Origin of the sequence: Dyadobacter sp. LHD-138 (assembly GCF_030929615.1) — a bacterium.
Taxonomy (GTDB): Bacteria; Bacteroidota; Bacteroidia; order Cytophagales; family Spirosomataceae; genus Dyadobacter.
Map to the genome: position 1 here is coordinate 77,085 of NZ_JAVFVU010000016.1, position 15,134 is coordinate 92,218.

General features: G+C 40.4%; 17 protein-coding genes, 1 tRNA gene and 1 pseudogene. 15 read left to right on the top strand and 4 right to left on the bottom strand.

The features are described from left to right. Positions 1–84 precede the first annotated feature (84 nt). Both lpxD and RB622_RS14185 read right to left on the bottom strand, forming a co-directional pair. On the bottom strand, positions 85–1,122 hold the full coding sequence (lpxD, locus tag RB622_RS14180) for a UDP-3-O-(3-hydroxymyristoyl)glucosamine N-acyltransferase (protein WP_308047221.1): 1,038 nt from the start codon (positions 1,120–1,122) through the stop codon (positions 85–87). Between the two features lie 92 nt (positions 1,123–1,214). Further along, a complete protein-coding gene (locus tag RB622_RS14185) occupies positions 1,215–2,447 on the bottom strand; it encodes an HD domain-containing protein (RefSeq protein WP_308047222.1) in 1,233 nt (410 codons plus the stop codon). Between the two features lie 122 nt (positions 2,448–2,569). On the opposite strand from RB622_RS14185, the gene RB622_RS14190 reads away from it, so the two are divergent. From RB622_RS14190 to RB622_RS14200, 3 genes are all read left to right on the top strand, one after another. Next, a tRNA-Ile gene (locus tag RB622_RS14190) sits at positions 2,570–2,643 on the top strand. Positions 2,644–2,758: 115 nt separating this feature from the next. Next, on the top strand, positions 2,759–3,091 hold the full coding sequence (locus RB622_RS14195) for a hypothetical protein (RefSeq protein WP_308047223.1): 333 nt from the start codon (positions 2,759–2,761) through the stop codon (positions 3,089–3,091). Continuing rightward, on the top strand, positions 3,081–4,001 hold the full coding sequence (locus RB622_RS14200; protein WP_308047224.1) for a site-specific integrase: 921 nt from the start codon (positions 3,081–3,083) through the stop codon (positions 3,999–4,001). Before RB622_RS14195 ends, RB622_RS14200 begins: the two co-directional genes overlap by 11 nt. An 11-nt stretch (positions 4,002–4,012) precedes the next feature. On the opposite strand, the gene RB622_RS14205 is transcribed toward RB622_RS14200, so the two are convergent. Continuing rightward, on the bottom strand, positions 4,013–4,168 hold the full coding sequence (locus RB622_RS14205) for a hypothetical protein (protein ID WP_308047225.1): 156 nt from the start codon (positions 4,166–4,168) through the stop codon (positions 4,013–4,015). 640 nt (positions 4,169–4,808) lie between these two features. Between RB622_RS14205 and RB622_RS14210 the strand changes: the two genes are divergently transcribed. The 6 genes from RB622_RS14210 to RB622_RS14235 all read left to right on the top strand — a co-directional run bounded on the left by RB622_RS14210 (position 4,809) and on the right by RB622_RS14235 (position 9,821). Beyond that, on the top strand, positions 4,809–5,144 hold the full coding sequence (locus RB622_RS14210) for an XRE family transcriptional regulator (protein WP_308047226.1): 336 nt from the start codon (positions 4,809–4,811) through the stop codon (positions 5,142–5,144). Positions 5,145–5,602: 458 nt separating this feature from the next. After that, positions 5,603–5,833 carry a helix-turn-helix domain-containing protein gene (locus RB622_RS14215; protein ID WP_254562007.1) on the top strand — a complete coding sequence of 77 codons (231 nt, stop codon included), beginning with the start codon at positions 5,603–5,605 and terminating at the stop codon, positions 5,831–5,833. Next, on the top strand, positions 5,830–6,162 hold the full coding sequence (locus RB622_RS14220) for a HipA N-terminal domain-containing protein (protein ID WP_308047227.1): 333 nt from the start codon (positions 5,830–5,832) through the stop codon (positions 6,160–6,162). The genes RB622_RS14215 and RB622_RS14220 overlap by 4 nt, the downstream gene beginning before the upstream one ends. After that, positions 6,155–7,105, top strand: coding sequence for a HipA domain-containing protein (locus RB622_RS14225; RefSeq protein WP_308047228.1), 951 nt, complete (start codon positions 6,155–6,157; stop codon positions 7,103–7,105). The genes RB622_RS14220 and RB622_RS14225 overlap by 8 nt, the downstream gene beginning before the upstream one ends. Before the next feature lie 434 nt (positions 7,106–7,539). Further along, a complete protein-coding gene (locus RB622_RS14230) occupies positions 7,540–8,199 on the top strand; it encodes a glycosyl transferase family 90 (protein WP_308047229.1) in 660 nt (219 codons plus the stop codon). Between the two features lie 164 nt (positions 8,200–8,363). Then, entirely contained in the window at positions 8,364–9,821 is a 1,458-nt protein-coding gene (locus RB622_RS14235; protein WP_308047230.1) for a TlpA disulfide reductase family protein, read from the top strand. Positions 9,822–10,175: 354 nt separating this feature from the next. Here the strand turns inward: RB622_RS14235 and RB622_RS14240 are convergent, their stop codons facing one another. Continuing rightward, positions 10,176–11,201, bottom strand: a complete 1,026-nt coding sequence (locus RB622_RS14240) for a DUF4238 domain-containing protein (RefSeq protein ID WP_308047231.1) — start codon at positions 11,199–11,201, stop codon at positions 10,176–10,178. A gap of 424 nt (positions 11,202–11,625) precedes the next feature. Here RB622_RS14240 and RB622_RS14245 point away from each other — a divergent pair, with 424 nt between their 5' ends. The 6 genes and pseudogenes from RB622_RS14245 (at position 11,626) to RB622_RS14270 (ending at position 15,101) form a co-directional block, all read left to right on the top strand. Then, the gene (locus RB622_RS14245; RefSeq protein WP_308047232.1) at positions 11,626–11,970 is read left to right on the top strand and encodes a recombinase family protein; all 345 of its coding nucleotides are present in this window, start codon (positions 11,626–11,628) and stop codon (positions 11,968–11,970) included. Continuing rightward, a complete protein-coding gene (locus RB622_RS14250) occupies positions 11,951–12,115 on the top strand; it encodes a helix-turn-helix domain-containing protein (RefSeq protein ID WP_308047233.1) in 165 nt (54 codons plus the stop codon). Before RB622_RS14245 ends, RB622_RS14250 begins: the two co-directional genes overlap by 20 nt. Before the next feature lie 359 nt (positions 12,116–12,474). After that, positions 12,475–13,842, top strand: a complete 1,368-nt coding sequence (locus RB622_RS14255) for a hypothetical protein (RefSeq protein ID WP_308047234.1) — start codon at positions 12,475–12,477, stop codon at positions 13,840–13,842. A 125-nt stretch (positions 13,843–13,967) separates the two neighbouring features. Beyond that, a pseudogene (locus tag RB622_RS14260) lies at positions 13,968–14,335 on the top strand (recombinase family protein). After that, positions 14,311–14,481, top strand: a complete 171-nt coding sequence (locus RB622_RS14265) for a helix-turn-helix domain-containing protein (protein ID WP_308047235.1) — start codon at positions 14,311–14,313, stop codon at positions 14,479–14,481. Before RB622_RS14260 ends, RB622_RS14265 begins: the two are co-directional and overlap by 25 nt. 467 nt (positions 14,482–14,948) lie before the next feature. Further along, entirely contained in the window at positions 14,949–15,101 is a 153-nt protein-coding gene (locus RB622_RS14270; RefSeq protein ID WP_308047236.1) for a transposase, read from the top strand. Positions 15,102–15,134: the final 33 nt, after the last annotated feature.

The window sequence follows — 15,134 nt, forward strand, 5'->3', positions numbered from 1 at the left end:
ATCTACTAAAAGGCTGCGGGGCTTTGCATTTTTGCAAAAAATATGCGCTTATTCAACGCTCTATTACTTAATTCCTTTCTTTTTTTAATGTTCCGAAACTTCACGCCTGCGTTCCAGTTCCTTCAGCCTGTCTTCCAGCTCCGGCAGTCTTCTCGTAAAGGCCATGGCTCTGAGGTGTTCGGTAAGATCTCTCGCAGGTGAGCCAGAAAGTGATAAACCTTCCTTTTTGATTGATTTCCCTATTCCCGACTGGGCGCCCACCTTGGTTTTATTTGCCAGCGTAATGTGGCCCACAATACCGACCTGACCGGCAATAACACATTGTTCACCAATGCGTGCCGAACCTGAAACGCCAGCTTGCGCTGCAATTACGGTATTTTTTCCAATCTCCACATTATGCGCGATCTGAACAAGGTTATCAATTTTCACACCTTTGCGGATAATTGTTGATCCCATCGTCGCACAATCGATCGTAGTATTGGATCCGATGCTCACATCGTCTTCAATAATTACATTGCCCAGCTGTGGTATTGTTTTGTAAGAACCGTCCTTTTGCGGGGCAAATCCAAAACCATCGCTTCCGATCACCGTATTTGCAAAAATACAGCAGTTTTTACCGATAATCGTATTATCATAAATTCTTACACCTGGATGAATGATGGTATTATCCCCCACCTCCACGGTGTCTCCTAAATAAGCATTAGGATATATTTTTACATTGTTTCCTATCTTACAATTCTTACCGATATAAGAAAACGCACCACGGTACCCAAAGGGGCCCATTTCGCTGTTTTCACCAATAAAACTTGGCTGTTCAATGCCGTTTTTCCCTGTTGCAATACGTTTTTGATATTCTTCAAGCAGTACTGTAAAGGCACTATAAGCATTGTCTACATAAATTAATGTAGCACCAATATCCTGCTTGGGAACAAAATCTTTATTTACAATTACAGCCGAGGATTGTGTGGTGTATATATAAGGTTCGTATTTACTATTGGCCAGGAAAGATATACATCCTGGCTGCCCCTCTTCGATTTTGGCGGCCGAATCAATTGTAAGTGTATCATCACCAACGGTAGTTCCATCAAGCATCTTTGCAATCTCGCTGACAGTAAATTTCATATTCTCGGCTAATTTCTGGTAACGTCTTTGTAAGTAATAAAGCGAATTCTAAAAAAGGCTTCTTTTCGTCGGTGAAAGAATTGACATCCTGACTAACCACGCAAAGATACATTTTTACCCCAACATACATAATACTTGCGGACAATCTTAGTGAGTGCTTCGATCGTTGGAATGTCAGAAGCATCGGCAATATCCAGCAAAGTACCATCTTTCATTTTGACCTTTATGGGGTCCTGTTCCTTTTCATATGCCCAATTCGTAGTTTCACCGGTCACTAAAAAGTATGACAACTCACTTTCCAAAACCCCTTCGGATAAAAGTTTTTCCCGCAAAGGAGCCAAAATTTCTTCTCCGGGAACGGTGTCAAAAAAGCTGATTTTAAATAAATGCCTATCCAGTAAGCCTTTACACAAGGTGGATAAAATGACGTCCGGATGCTTGGTCCACCCCTTGACTGAAGCCCATACGTCGTTATCATCCAAACTGTTGAAAGATTCCAATAAATCCGGATTAAATTCAAAATCGGCGAGTGTAAATTTCTTTTCAAGGAACCGGAAAAAATCAGGTGTCGCAAATAAATTTTCTCCTTTGGCCGTCAATTCCCGGGCGCGTCTCAAAATTTGCGTCAGCATCGCCTGCGCACTTAGCAACGTTTTGTGCAGGTAAACCTGCCAGTACATCAGCCGCCTCGCGTGCAAAAAGTTTTCAATACTCAGCAGCCCCTTTTCCTCAATCACCAGTTGATCCTGACTGATCTCAAACATTTTTATCAGGCGGTCTGCACCAATGGAACCTTCAACAACGCCGGTATAAAAACTGTCACGGTTCAGGTAGTCCATCCTGTCCATATCCAACTGACTCGAAATCATCTGGTGAAAAAATTTTCTTGGATAAACCCCTTCAAACATCTGAATTGCGATATCAAGCCTTCCATTCATTTGTCGGTTAAGCTGTTTCATCATCGCCAGGGTAATCGACTCGTGCGCCACACCCGGCATCAGCACTTTTTCCAGCACATGGGAAAAAGGACCATGCCCCAAATCGTGCAAAAGAATAGCAGCCTGGGCTGCTTCCACTTCCGGCTCCCATATCAAATGCCCCTTTTCCTGCAAAGTCCGCAAAGCCTGGCTCATCAAATGCATTGCGCCAAGGGCATGGTGAAAACGGGTATGGAGCGCGCCAGGATAGACAAAATCAGCCAGTCCCAACTGCTTGATCCGCCTTAGACGCTGAAAATACGGATGTTCGACCAGGTCAAAGAGCAGATCTGAGGAAATGGTGATGAAACCGTAAACGGGATCGTTGATTATCTTTCTTTTGTTCAAAACGTAGCTTTTTTTTACAAAAATAGTAAACTACGAACGCAGAAAAGAATGAAATCTTATGATAATCATTTGGAGATTTGATCTCTTTGACTAATTTTGCACTCCAAACTCTTTTACAGAGCGGGCCTATAGCTCATTCGGTTAGAGCAACTGACTCATAATCAGTAGGTGCCTGGTTCGATTCCAGGTGGGCCCACACATTCTCAAAAAACCCCTTATACACCACGTATGAGGGGTTTTTCTACTTTCAAATCACTTCTAAAGATTTTTTTCGACCAGAAAACTGCCTTCTACTTTCAAATAGTTTTTGCGTGAAAACATTCATTGGATTGCGGTACAACAAGAGTTATGTGAAGAAAAACGGGCGATCTCAGTTGTACATCCTGGTGGGAATCGATACCGATTTTGACAAAATTCCGCTTGACGTCGACTGGCCTCCCTGCCTGGTTGATGAAGAAAATTTCCAACTTCTGGCCAGGGATAAAAACGACACGGAATGCAATGACAATAACCTCATGATCCGTCAGGCGTACGCGAAGGTTAATGACATTTTCATGACCGCCCGTTTGCAAAATATCCGAATTAAAGGATATGTATTACAACTATCTCCGGCTGCAAGACTTCGTGCTATATATGAGCGATAAGATAAAGGAGCGGTACAGGAGAAAGAAAATATCAGAGAACACAAAAAAATCCCAGACAACCGCCTTGCTCTGGCTGTCCGACTACCGGAAGAAGATCCCCTTTAAGGACCTTAACAAAAAATTCATCGAGGGCTTCGAATCCTGGATGCAGAAGCAAAACAATAAAAGGACAAAGGAGAAAAAGAAACTGGATGGCAACACGATCGCCAACGTGATGAAGTATGTGAAAGCATACATTAACCTGGCTATCGATGATCATATTCCGATCGAAAATCCGTTCGTGAAGGCCGACGTAAAAACAGTTCAGGATGTAAAAATGATCGAACACCTTCGTCCCAGGGATGTAGCCAAGCTGATAAAGTATTACCGGCAGGAAATTCCGATCGGAGAAAAATTAACGTTATGTCGATTCCTGATAGCCTGCCATCTTTCACTTCGGATATCGGATATACTCAAACCGAATGAATCTAAGCTGGAATATTATAAGGCTGTCGGTAAATTAATTTTCCATCCACAAAAACAGGAGCTCACCAAAAAGCTAAAAACCGTCTACGTCCATATAGACGAATACGCCATGAAGTACATGGAAGATTGCGTTGAGCTTCAAATCGAAGCTATAAAACGCGGATTAAAGATATCGGAACCATACGGACGTAAGGCGCTTAAAACAATTTCAAACAAATTGGGCATGGAAATTGCCGGCTTCCACATGGGCCGACACACTTTTGCTACTAACTACATCCGCTTTGGCGGCAAGGTTACCAACTTGCAATACATCATGGGACACAGCAATATCAACACCACCATGCGCTATGTCCATATTGTAGAAGAAGATACGGATGAAGATATGATATCACTCTCACGTGGATATCTGGCATTTATGAACACAAAAAAGGAACCCGTAAAATAACGGGCTCCGGTTCAATCAATAATTTTATTCTCCCTTTCAAAAACAACAATGGCCAGCCTGATCCATCTCGGAAAATCTTCTCTGTTTAATACCGTTCTTACACTACCAGGCGTATTACCTATAATTTCGGCTACATTAATGTCAGTCCAATGATAGTGATTTTTCATCCTATCATATCTTTCTTTCCAGTCCATAATTCTTAAATTTGCTTATCCCCACCACCAAAGGAATTGTGACTGATTAACTTGACATTTTTCAATCATACCAAGTGGTGGGGATGTTTTTTTAATATTGAGATATTTCCCCGTTTTCTATGAAAATTAGCTCATGATCTCCGGTTTCAGTATTTAATGCTTTGTAAATTATTTGACCGTCTTTTTCGAACCTGTACCCTTGATCAGCATTTTCTTCGAAGTCACTGAATGAGCCAGAAAAATCAGTAAAGTTAAACAATTCAGATATCGCTACTCCTGCAAAACTGACGAATAAATTCTGATGGATCGTTAATTTCCTGTGGTGACATCCAAAGTGGGCGGACATCTGCGTCATCTTCTGAAATGAATCTCATAACCTTGTCTTTTATGATAACCCATTCCTAAAATTGAACTATTCCCGATTTCTAAAAAATTCAAGGATTGGGAATTTTAGTCAGAAACGACTATTTTAGAACTTTAATATCTACCAATAAGCTCTTACATTTACAGTATGCACGCATCTTCTCACACGACCAAAAACATACATCAAGGCAGAAATGTAAAGCGTTTCCGGGAAATGCTTGGAATTAAGTAAGAAGGGCTTGCGTATGAATTGGGTGAAGATTGGACTCAGAAACGGGTATCACTGCTGAAACAAAAAGAAACCATAGAACAGGACATTTTAGATCAAGTGGCGAAAATATTACAAGTTCCAGCCGATGCCATTAAGAACTTTGACGAACAACAAGCCATAAATATTATATCTAATACATTCCACGATACAAATGGTATCGTAAATTACAATCCATCATTCAATATAAATCCAATTGATAAATGGGTTGAAGCACTTGAAGAAAACAAAAAACTTTACGAGCGTCTTCTAAAAGCAGAGCAAGATAAAAATGAACTGCTAACCAAGATAGTGGAAGGAAAACTAAATCAAAAATAATCTTACACCAGTCCCGACGGGAAACAGTTTCTTGAAGCCACCTATTTCCATTGAATTACCGTTGCGGAAGGTCGTAAGCCTTAAACTCCCAATATAAGTCTAGAAAATGGCACAAAAGCTGAACTTGCAATTCAGTTAGTTTAGTTTTTTGCCTCAAATCTAAACTAACGAACTACCTTGGTTTAGATTCGAGGCAAAATTTAGAACATTTACTCCACAAAAAGATCTTCTTTTTAATACCTATTACAGCAGGTTTGTTCTTTGTTTGCGAACACAGAACAAGATTTCCCCACATACCTTAGTCATTTTATCTTTTAGAAACAGAATACTCATTTATAGGATCAAAAACATGAATATTATATGTAAAAGAATATAATTCTGATTAACCATTAACATTTTGTATGCTTTTACATATAAAATTTATTATATTTAAATAATTATATGCTTAAACGTATAAAATGGAAAGATTAGCAGAATTCGTTAAGCAAAAAAGAAAACTAGCCCAATTGACTCAGGAAGACCTGGCGTCCAGGGCCGGAGTCGCACTTACGGTAATCCGAAAAATTGAGCAGAATAAAGGAAATCTGAATCTTGAAAAAGTGAATCAGGTACTCCGAATGTTCGGACACGAGCTAGCTCCGGTAAGTAGTAAGGATCTAAACCCAACAAACCAGGAGCAGCCGCTATGAGACAGGCAAAAATATTTTACAAGGATGTAGAAGCAGGACACCTTACTGAGACAGACGACGGTCTTTACCAGTTTCGGTATCTGGACGAATACGTACAGAACTACCCGAATCAATTTATTAGTTTTTCAATGCCGGTAGTCTCTGCCATGTATACGGATAAACGCCTTTTCCCTTTTTTTGACGGACTTATTCCTGAAGGATGGCTTTTGGATATTGCGTCAAAAAGCTGGAAAATAAACTTAAATGACCGTATGGGACTTCTGTTGGTTTGTTGCCAAAATTGTATTGGCGCTGTGAGTGTAATACCAATTGCAGACGATCATGAATAACTGTTTATATTGCTACAAGCCGTTGGATAAACAAGCATCAGGCGATTTTCACGAGGCTTGCAGTATGAAGTTTTTTAGGACAAAAACGCCGCCTGTTTTTGATTATTCGCTTGCTCAGATGAAAGATCTGGCCAAAGATGTAGTGGAGCGCAGCGTTACAGTACCAGGTGTGCAACCAAAATTGTCTTTAACGATTGTTAGTGAGGCACTGGAAACCGGGCGTGGAAAAAGATTGACAATCGTTGGAGCACTTGGCGGTAATTTCATTTTGAAACCACCTTCCGAAAATTACCCTGAAATGCCTCAGAACGAGCATGTAACTATGCGTATCGCCGAAGAGGCTTTTGGCATGCGTACAGTTCCTTCGAGTCTGATCCGATTGCAGTCTGGTGAACTCGCATATATTACCAAACGTATAGACCGGACTGACAATGGAGACAAAATCCACATGCTCGATATGTTTCAGATCCTTGAAGCTTTTGATAAATACAAAAGTTCGATGGAACGTGTTGGGAAGGCTATAAACGCCTACTCCAGTAACACGCTACTTGATCTGTTGTATTACTTTGAACTGTCGGTTTTCAGCTTCCTTACCGGCAACAACGATATGCACCTAAAGAACTTTTCAATGATCAATGGTGGTAATGACTGGACTTTGGCTCCTGCTTATGATCTGTTAAATGTGAGTATCGCGAATCCGGATGATAATGAAGAGCTCGCGTTAACGCTGGATGGCAAAAAAAGAAAATTAAAGCTGGATCATTTTATCCAGTTCGGACTAGGATTGGGCCTAAACGAGCGACAAATACAGAATACCTTTAAACGATTTCAAAACAAAAAAGACGTTGCTTTCAAGTGGCTGGATAATTCATTCCTCTCAGATGAATACAAGCAATCCTATAAAGACGTTATGCATCACAGATATTCGATTCTGAAAATGTGATTGGTGAATTAATTGGGGAGTGTAAGAGTATGATTTGGATTAAACTAATAACGACTGGTTCTCATTATTAGTTTAATCCAAAACATACTCTAATCAAATAACTCTTCGTTTACTTGAAAACAATTGCAGTATAGATGTATTACAACCAATTTTTGATTGAGCTTCGCAGAAATAAGGCACTTTATTACATAAAGAATCTAGCAAGACAACTGATCCCTTCCAAATTGTAGAGGATTAATCTTAAAAGAAAATTATCCAGTATTCAAGAATACAATGAAAGCAAAATAAATGATCGGTTAAACTACTATAACAAGCTTGACGGAAATGTGAACCTTGGCATTGGAGCGCCCCCCCTACACAAATTAAAAATTCTCAAATCTCCGAAGTCATACAACTTCGACTTATTCGAATACATTAGATATTTTGATAAAAACTTGAAAGCGAATTTCCTTTTTGGGGGTATCACTTACATTCCTGACGTTCCTTCTATACTGAAAAGTCGACCTATTTCTGAACACAATAACAATTCTATATTGTTAAAACTGGATAAAAAACGGCATTTTGTATTCATTGACGATAAAATAAAATTCAGGGACAAGTCCAATAAATTAATAGGACGAGGTGCAATGACACAACCCCATCGATTGAAGTTTATGGATATGTATTTCAGTAATCCGATATGTGACTTAGGCCATGTTGGTAAAAATAATAGTAATGCTAATTGGTTAAAGCCTAAACTATCTATTGTTGAACATTTAAAGTATAAATTTATTTTAAGCCTTGAAGGTAACGACGTTGCAACCAATCTAAAATGGATTATGTCTTCCAATTCGATAGCAGTCATGCCCACTCCGAAATTTGAAACCTGGTTTATGGAAGGAAAACTGATCCCCGACTTTCATTATATTCATATTGAGGACGATTATTCAAATTTAGAGCAAAAGCTTTCCTACTTTATAGAACATACTGATAAGGCAGAAGCTATTATTAAAAATGCCCATAATTTTGTTCAGGAATTTCAGGATAAGAAGACGGAGGATTTGTTGGCTTTACTCGTGTTAGAAAAATATTTTAAATGCACACCGGTTAACTGAATTGGAAAGTGCCCCAAAATAGTACATCAGAATTCATTTTACAGCCTCGTCTCGACCGGCACAAAAATTTAAATTTTTAAAAGAATCAGTCTTGATTTCCACAGAATACATTTTATTAGCGTAAATTAATTTGAGTTACTTTTTATTTACAAAACTTCAATTAAATGCGCTATTATATTTATCTGGTAATGCTTTTTTCGACAGTGTTCATCGGAACTACCGGTTGTGAGAAGAATGCTAAGCACTCAGTTAAAATATTCATTAATTTTCCGAAGGCTGCGGGGGATACTGTCATTGTGGGAAGAACGAATATGATAAGTCTAGCCAGTATCGAATTGGCGAAAGTACGGCTGGATAGTACAGGAAAAGGCGTGGTAGAAGTGGCAGTGAAAGAGCCGTTTTTTGCTTTTATAAACAACGGTAAAAACATAGCGGCAGGTATTTTGATCTTACCGGGACAGAATTTTCAGATTCGGTCTGATGAAGCCGGAACAAAGCTTTCATTACGTTTTGAGGGTGATGGGGCAGCGGTCAATCAGGTTTATTATGAGATGCAGCAAGTAAGTTCTGTTTTCAATAAATGGAATGGTAGTTATTCTTTCCGGCTTGAAGCGAATGAATTTTTGAAAGCAAAAGATTCCTTGCAAAGAAGTTATGATCAATTGTTGGGCAAACTTAAAACCGATCCGGAAATATCTGCAGAAAAGCTGGACCTGCTTAAACGGCATGCTGATATGCATGTAATTTTCTACCAATATAATTTTGCCGCAGGGAAGGATTTCGCAGAAATTCCGCTTTCAGTAAGGGAAGTAGTTGAAAATTTTCCGGTTGATACAATAGCGCTGAAAGTCGGTGTGTTCGACTATGGACTAATTGGTGGCTTTTTTTATAATAACCAGATCAGTAATGCTATTTATGAAGAGAATGAGAAAGTAGGGGCCGATACCCTGGATGCTATTTTTCCAGCATTGGTTGAAAACAAAATAAAAGCCAGCCATTATCCGAAGTCCGTCGAAGATTTTCTGCGCGTCAAAAGTGCCAGTGTTCAAATTGCATTGAATGGTCTAACACCTGATCTGCGTATGCTTGCGAAAACACTAGAACAGCAAGTGCCTTCCAAGGAATATAAAAGTGTGCTCCGTGAAGATGTGGACCGATGGGAAAAAATTGGCCCCGGCAAACCCGCCCCAAATTTCTCTGGCATAACCCCGGATGGTAAGCAACTGGCGCTGTCGGATTTGCGAGGAAAAGTGGTATATGTCGACATTTGGGCGACCTGGTGTGGACCCTGCATAAGCGCGTTCCCAGATTCCAAAAAAGTGCAGGCAGCGTTTAAAGGCAACGACCGGATCGCATTTCTGTACGTATCGGTAGACCGCGATACCCTGGCCTGGAAGAAAATGGTGGTCGGCGGTAAAGTGCCCGATGGGATACATATACTTAGCGGAACCGATAAGCCCGAATCCGTTTGGAACCTTTACCATGTTTGGGGCATTCCGCGCTACCTGCTGATAGACGAACGTGGCCGGATGGTAGCCACGCACGCAGCACACCCGTCGACCGGCAATGCCCAGGAAAAACTGCGGAAGGTGTTGGCAGCAAGCAGTTTTGCGCAGAAGTAGGGATACGAGCCACTAGCATACCGTCGCCAACCGAATTCCAGTCCAGCAGGGGAAATTCGGCTCCCGTGTCCAGAGCGGCTGAGCTTCATCAGATAGTTGGTTGTTCTAGTGGATTGTAATTAATTGCAATCCTTCAATTTTAAAATTCAGAGTTAAACCTCCCCCCATAAAAACCGGGTAGTGCTTAACCAATGTAGTTCGCATAAACACTAGTCATTATAGATGTGCCTGAAAATGGTGGTTTTGTGAGAGAGGTAGAGGCAGCTTATGAACCAAGAAATTATCGTTTCTAGGACCAATTCTATTATTGTATCCCGGCTTCTCTAGCTTTTTTATAATTAGATAGCTGGTTAGCTAGTCATTTCCTCTAAAGAAGTACTTCTCTGATTCAGTCTGTTCAGAGTGCCAACGTTCCCATTGCACTTCTTCATATTTGAATTTTTTTCGATCAACAATTCTCGTTACTAACCTGGTTACTTCATCATCCGCTGTATTGGCATAGACATATCTATGTGCATGTTGGGCAATGATGCGACGCAAGAGAATGGTTTGTTCCTCAGAAAATCGACTGCCTCTTGGAGGTGGGTAATGGCCAACTTTCGTATATAACATGTGTTCAGGGCTAAGAGGCATTAAAATCTCTGACCCTTTACAATCCCATCCACCATTGAAATTATACCTTTCCTTTGAAAAGAAATTTAATCTGATAACAGGTTTATCAGTAGTGAACCACCACAATCCTTTCGCTGAGTGCATTATCCGCCACTTGTGCTTATGTAGAATATTGACAGTGTTTCTTAACTGATGTTCAATCGCCCAAAGCCAGGATGCTCTGCTAGCAGCAGTCTCCGCCTTTAAAATGCCAAATTCTTCATCCTCTTTTATTTCTGTGGTGATCTTCAACGGAAGAGTTAGGCTAGCGTCATTAATGGGCACATTACGTTGATGTCCCTGTTCGATCTTCTGTGTAGCATCTAACAGAATTTTATAAAATTCCTTATCTACAAATTTTGTATACCTATCGAGATGTTCCAGCAGACGAGCTGGAGTACGAAGATCATGCAGAGCCAAAAAAAGTGCCAATTTGGTCCAGTTATCTGGTGTAAGTCGTTCTTCATTAATAACATTCTGAATAACAGGCCAAGCTGGGGATTCGAATTCATCCGCAAACCATCGTTCGATCTCATCTTCTCGATTTTCAGAAAATGGTCGAGAATAAAGTTGCTTTCTGTAAGCTATTCCATTTATTTGTCTTTCGCTCCATAATGGAACATTTTCATGAGAGACAAGTTTTTGATAAAGAAAGACCTTGCCAGGAGTTGATTCCCAGTTCCGTAAATAAGCTTCTTGAATGTAGTGATTTTTTACTCTTAATTCCATTTCCGCCATACTTCAAATAAGTGAAAATTATTCGTTATTAAAAGTATTAGCACTTACATTCTAAAATTGTGAAAGAAAGGTTATTGACGTTATCGGACCTGTTAGCAAAGCTCATACAAACTCAACGAAACCGGATGGCATCAGCTTTCCACAATTCGTCAACTTGAAGATGATCGTCTAAATTGTGAAAATTGTTGGAATTAAAATGTCCGCAAAAACGGACGTTCTACGGGATTTTTTAATGACCGCGAAATGTATCGCATTCGTATCAAATACCAATACCAAATTGTCATCTCATTACATAAAATCCTACTTTTGGAAAGTTACCAGATTAGTGGGATCCCAATATGAAAATAGGATACGCAAAAGTTTCAACCCAGGGCCAGGTACTGGATATGCAGATTGACGAGTTGAAGCTTGCATAATGCCAGCAGATATTTCAGGAGACTCATCAAGCAAAGAGCGCTCACAACTTTTGAAGATGCTGGAAATACTCAGGGAAGGCGATACGGTAGTGGTCTACAAGCTTGACCGGCTCGGAAGATCATTACGGAAGCTGGTTAACCTGATTACTCAGCTGGAAGAAAGGAAAATTGAGTTTATTTCTTTAAAGGATGCCATTGATACTTCGACCGTCCAAGGAACGTTTTTTCTGAACATTTTTGCTTCATTGGCCGAATTCGAAAGGGATATCATCCGGGAACACACCAGGGCAGGACTTTCAGCTGCACGTGCCCGGGGACGTATGGGTGGCAAAAAAAGGACTTAGTCCGGATGCCCTTAAAAAGGCGAAAACCGCGGTGATGCTATACAAGGAAAAGAAAACTGCCGAAGAGATTGCCGACATCATTGCCGTAGGACGCTCGACGGTGTACCGTTATCTGGAAGCGATGGGACAAAAGAGGAGTTTGTAAGTTAGACATTCGTATCAAAATATTACACGTATAATAATTATGCTGATAACAACGCAAACAAATGGCCTCACAAATAATAATAGTTTTAATCCTGACTTTTGTAATTAGCCTAAAGGCAATTTTCAAAAGCCCTGTTACAGAAGAGCATAAAACTGGTTTTTGGATATAGGCTAAAAAATAATCTCTTTTGCACTAATGTTAGTATACGGCATGTATTCATTCGCTCTTATTGGCGATAGTCAACAAACTTTCTTTATTCAGATGATATTTGTTTCAAAACTCCGCGAGGTAATTACTCCTGTCTTTGCCTCAGGTATTTGCTCCGTTCGCAATTATTTGTGTTTTAGCATGTGTAGGCAATGATAAAATCTCAACCTGCTTCAAAGTCCGTTGCAGAAGTCGTTGCGTTTGACAAGCAATGGTTCTTAATATTTGTTCTCCTTTCTGCAGCGATTATTATCCCAAGATGGTATTATGTAGAAAATTTTGCAGTCGCATTGCCTTACTGGGATCAATGGGACTCCGAATGGGACGGTTTACTACATCCCTGGATCGAAGGGAAATTGCGTTTTTCGGACTTTTGGAAACCAAATAATGAGCACCGGATACTTCCTACGCGACTTATGACATTGCTGAGTTTCGAACTTACCGGTACCTGGAGTAATTTGACCGAAGCACGGCTAAATATTCCGCTTGGTGCATCCACACCACTTTTGCTGATCTGGCTTTTACACCGAATGGGAGAGTTGCGTGGTACCCGGTGGATTATTGTCCCGGTTGTTGTTGCCGGAGCCGCATTGCCTTTCTCATGGGAAAATATGTTAATAGGATTCCAGAGCCAGTTTTATTTCCTCAATCTATTTGCTCTGTCCGCTATTGCATTGGCAGTATACCGCCCAACAAGTACATGGGCCATATTGATCGTAATAGCATTTTGCATACTTAGCGTACTCACAATGGCTTCCGGCCTTCTCACTCCTGTAGCCTTGGCTGTTGTTTACTTTCTTGATGGGTATATTTGTCAGAAGTGGCCAATTAAAACACTGTTGGTTATTCCGGCATTACTGACGATCGCAGTAACAGGATATCTGACGATGCCGTATGTTGAAGCGCATAATGTTTTGCATGCACAAAATATAACGGAGATGTATAAAGCAACAATCCGTGTAATGGGTTGGCCGTTGACTGCGCGCAAGTTATATATTGGTCTTGTTTGGCTGCCTGCTTTAATTGTAATACCTACACGTTTAATTCATAAAAAATTCGGTCGTTGCGATCTCCTAATGACAGGCTGTTTTGCCTGGGCTGGTATTCAGATTGTAGCACTTGCTTATGGGAGGGGCCATAATATGTATGAAGTTGGTTCCAGATACACAGAGGTTTTGCATTTAGGCTTGGCTGCTAATGCTTGGTTTATTTTGAGATCAACAGAAGGGTTGGGGAGTAGTCGAAGAACGAGAATTGGCCTCCAGATAGTGGCTTTAACATTTTTTCTGGCCATTTTTGTAAGCTATACAAAACGTGTTGATCCGGACTTAAGGGAAATGCGAGAAAATCACGAAACCAGGTTGACTCAGACACGGAATGTATCTCTTTATTTGAAGACCCGGGATAAGACAGCACTTCAAAAGACCGGAACGCAAATTCCATATCCCAATCCTGAACGCCTTCAACAAATGCTGGACAATCCCGCTTTGCTACGGATACTTCCTCCATTGAACAAATAGGATTGCGTTAGTTCTACTCCGAACAGTTACCCAGCTTATCTATTGATTGTAAGAGGAGAAGCTAAACATCTGAAATGATGAAAATAGGATATGCCAGAGTTTCAACCCAGGACAAGGTACTGGATATGCAAATTGACGAGTTAAAACTTGCGAAGTGCCAGCAAATATTTCAAGAGAAAGTTTCATCTGGTAAAGAACGGCCACAACTTTCAAAAATGCTTCGGAGGGTGATACGGTAGTGGTTTACAAGCTTGATCGGCTCGGAAGGTCGCTGCGGGAGCTGGTTAATCTGATTGCACAGCTGGAAGAAAAGAAAATAGAATTCATTTCCTTAAAGGATGCAATTGATACTTCAACTGCCCAAGACCGCTTCTTTCTGAACATCTTTGCTTCCTTAGCTGAATTTGAACGGGATATTATCCGAGAGCGTACCAAGCAGGACTTTCTGCCGAACGCACACGAGGTCGCATGGGTGGGAAAAAGAAAGGACTAAGTCAGGAAGCTATTAAGAAAGCGGAAACCGCAGTGATGCTATACAAGGAAAAGAAAACTGCCGAAGAAATAGCCGGGATCATTGGTGTAGGCCGGTCAACGGTTTACTGTTACCTGGAAGCAATGGGTCAAAAAAGGAATTTATAAAAGAAAAGTGTTTTTTTGCGTAGTGCACTATATTACAAATAGTTAATTCAATCTCGTGGAACATTCGCCCCATTTCTTTAATGAATGCCAATATTGTGAGCTACATACTTAAACAAACTATGAATTCTTACCTTTCTTACTCCACGCCAATGGAACCAGTTCTGACCTATCTTTCAAAATCTTAAAAATGGGTGACTTGCAAATCTTGACATCGGACGAAATGATACTATTAAGGTAGCCAATTGTGAATGGCTTAACAAGAGAATTTGATACGTACTGGAAGTTATCCTTCAAGCTCAGCTTTACTACAAGAAACAATCAGATTTGCTTCAATGAGCTGCTTGAAGGCATCAGCGAGTTGGTTTCCATTGCCATTAAACAAAATTTTATTTTTTGGTAGAACACTATTGGACCTGCTATATTTAAGCGGACACTGAGTTAAGTGAAACTTTTATAACTTAACACCCATGTCTGGAGAAAGAAGAGCATTTGATAAGGAGTTCAAACTGATGAGCGTCGAACTAAGCAACACCCGCACAGACCTTAGTGCGTTGGCAAAAGAATTAGATGTCCCACCGGCGATGTTATACCGCTGGCGCAGAGAGTTTTCTGCGAAATAGAATGGTAGTTTTCCCGGCAATGGAAAAGTGATT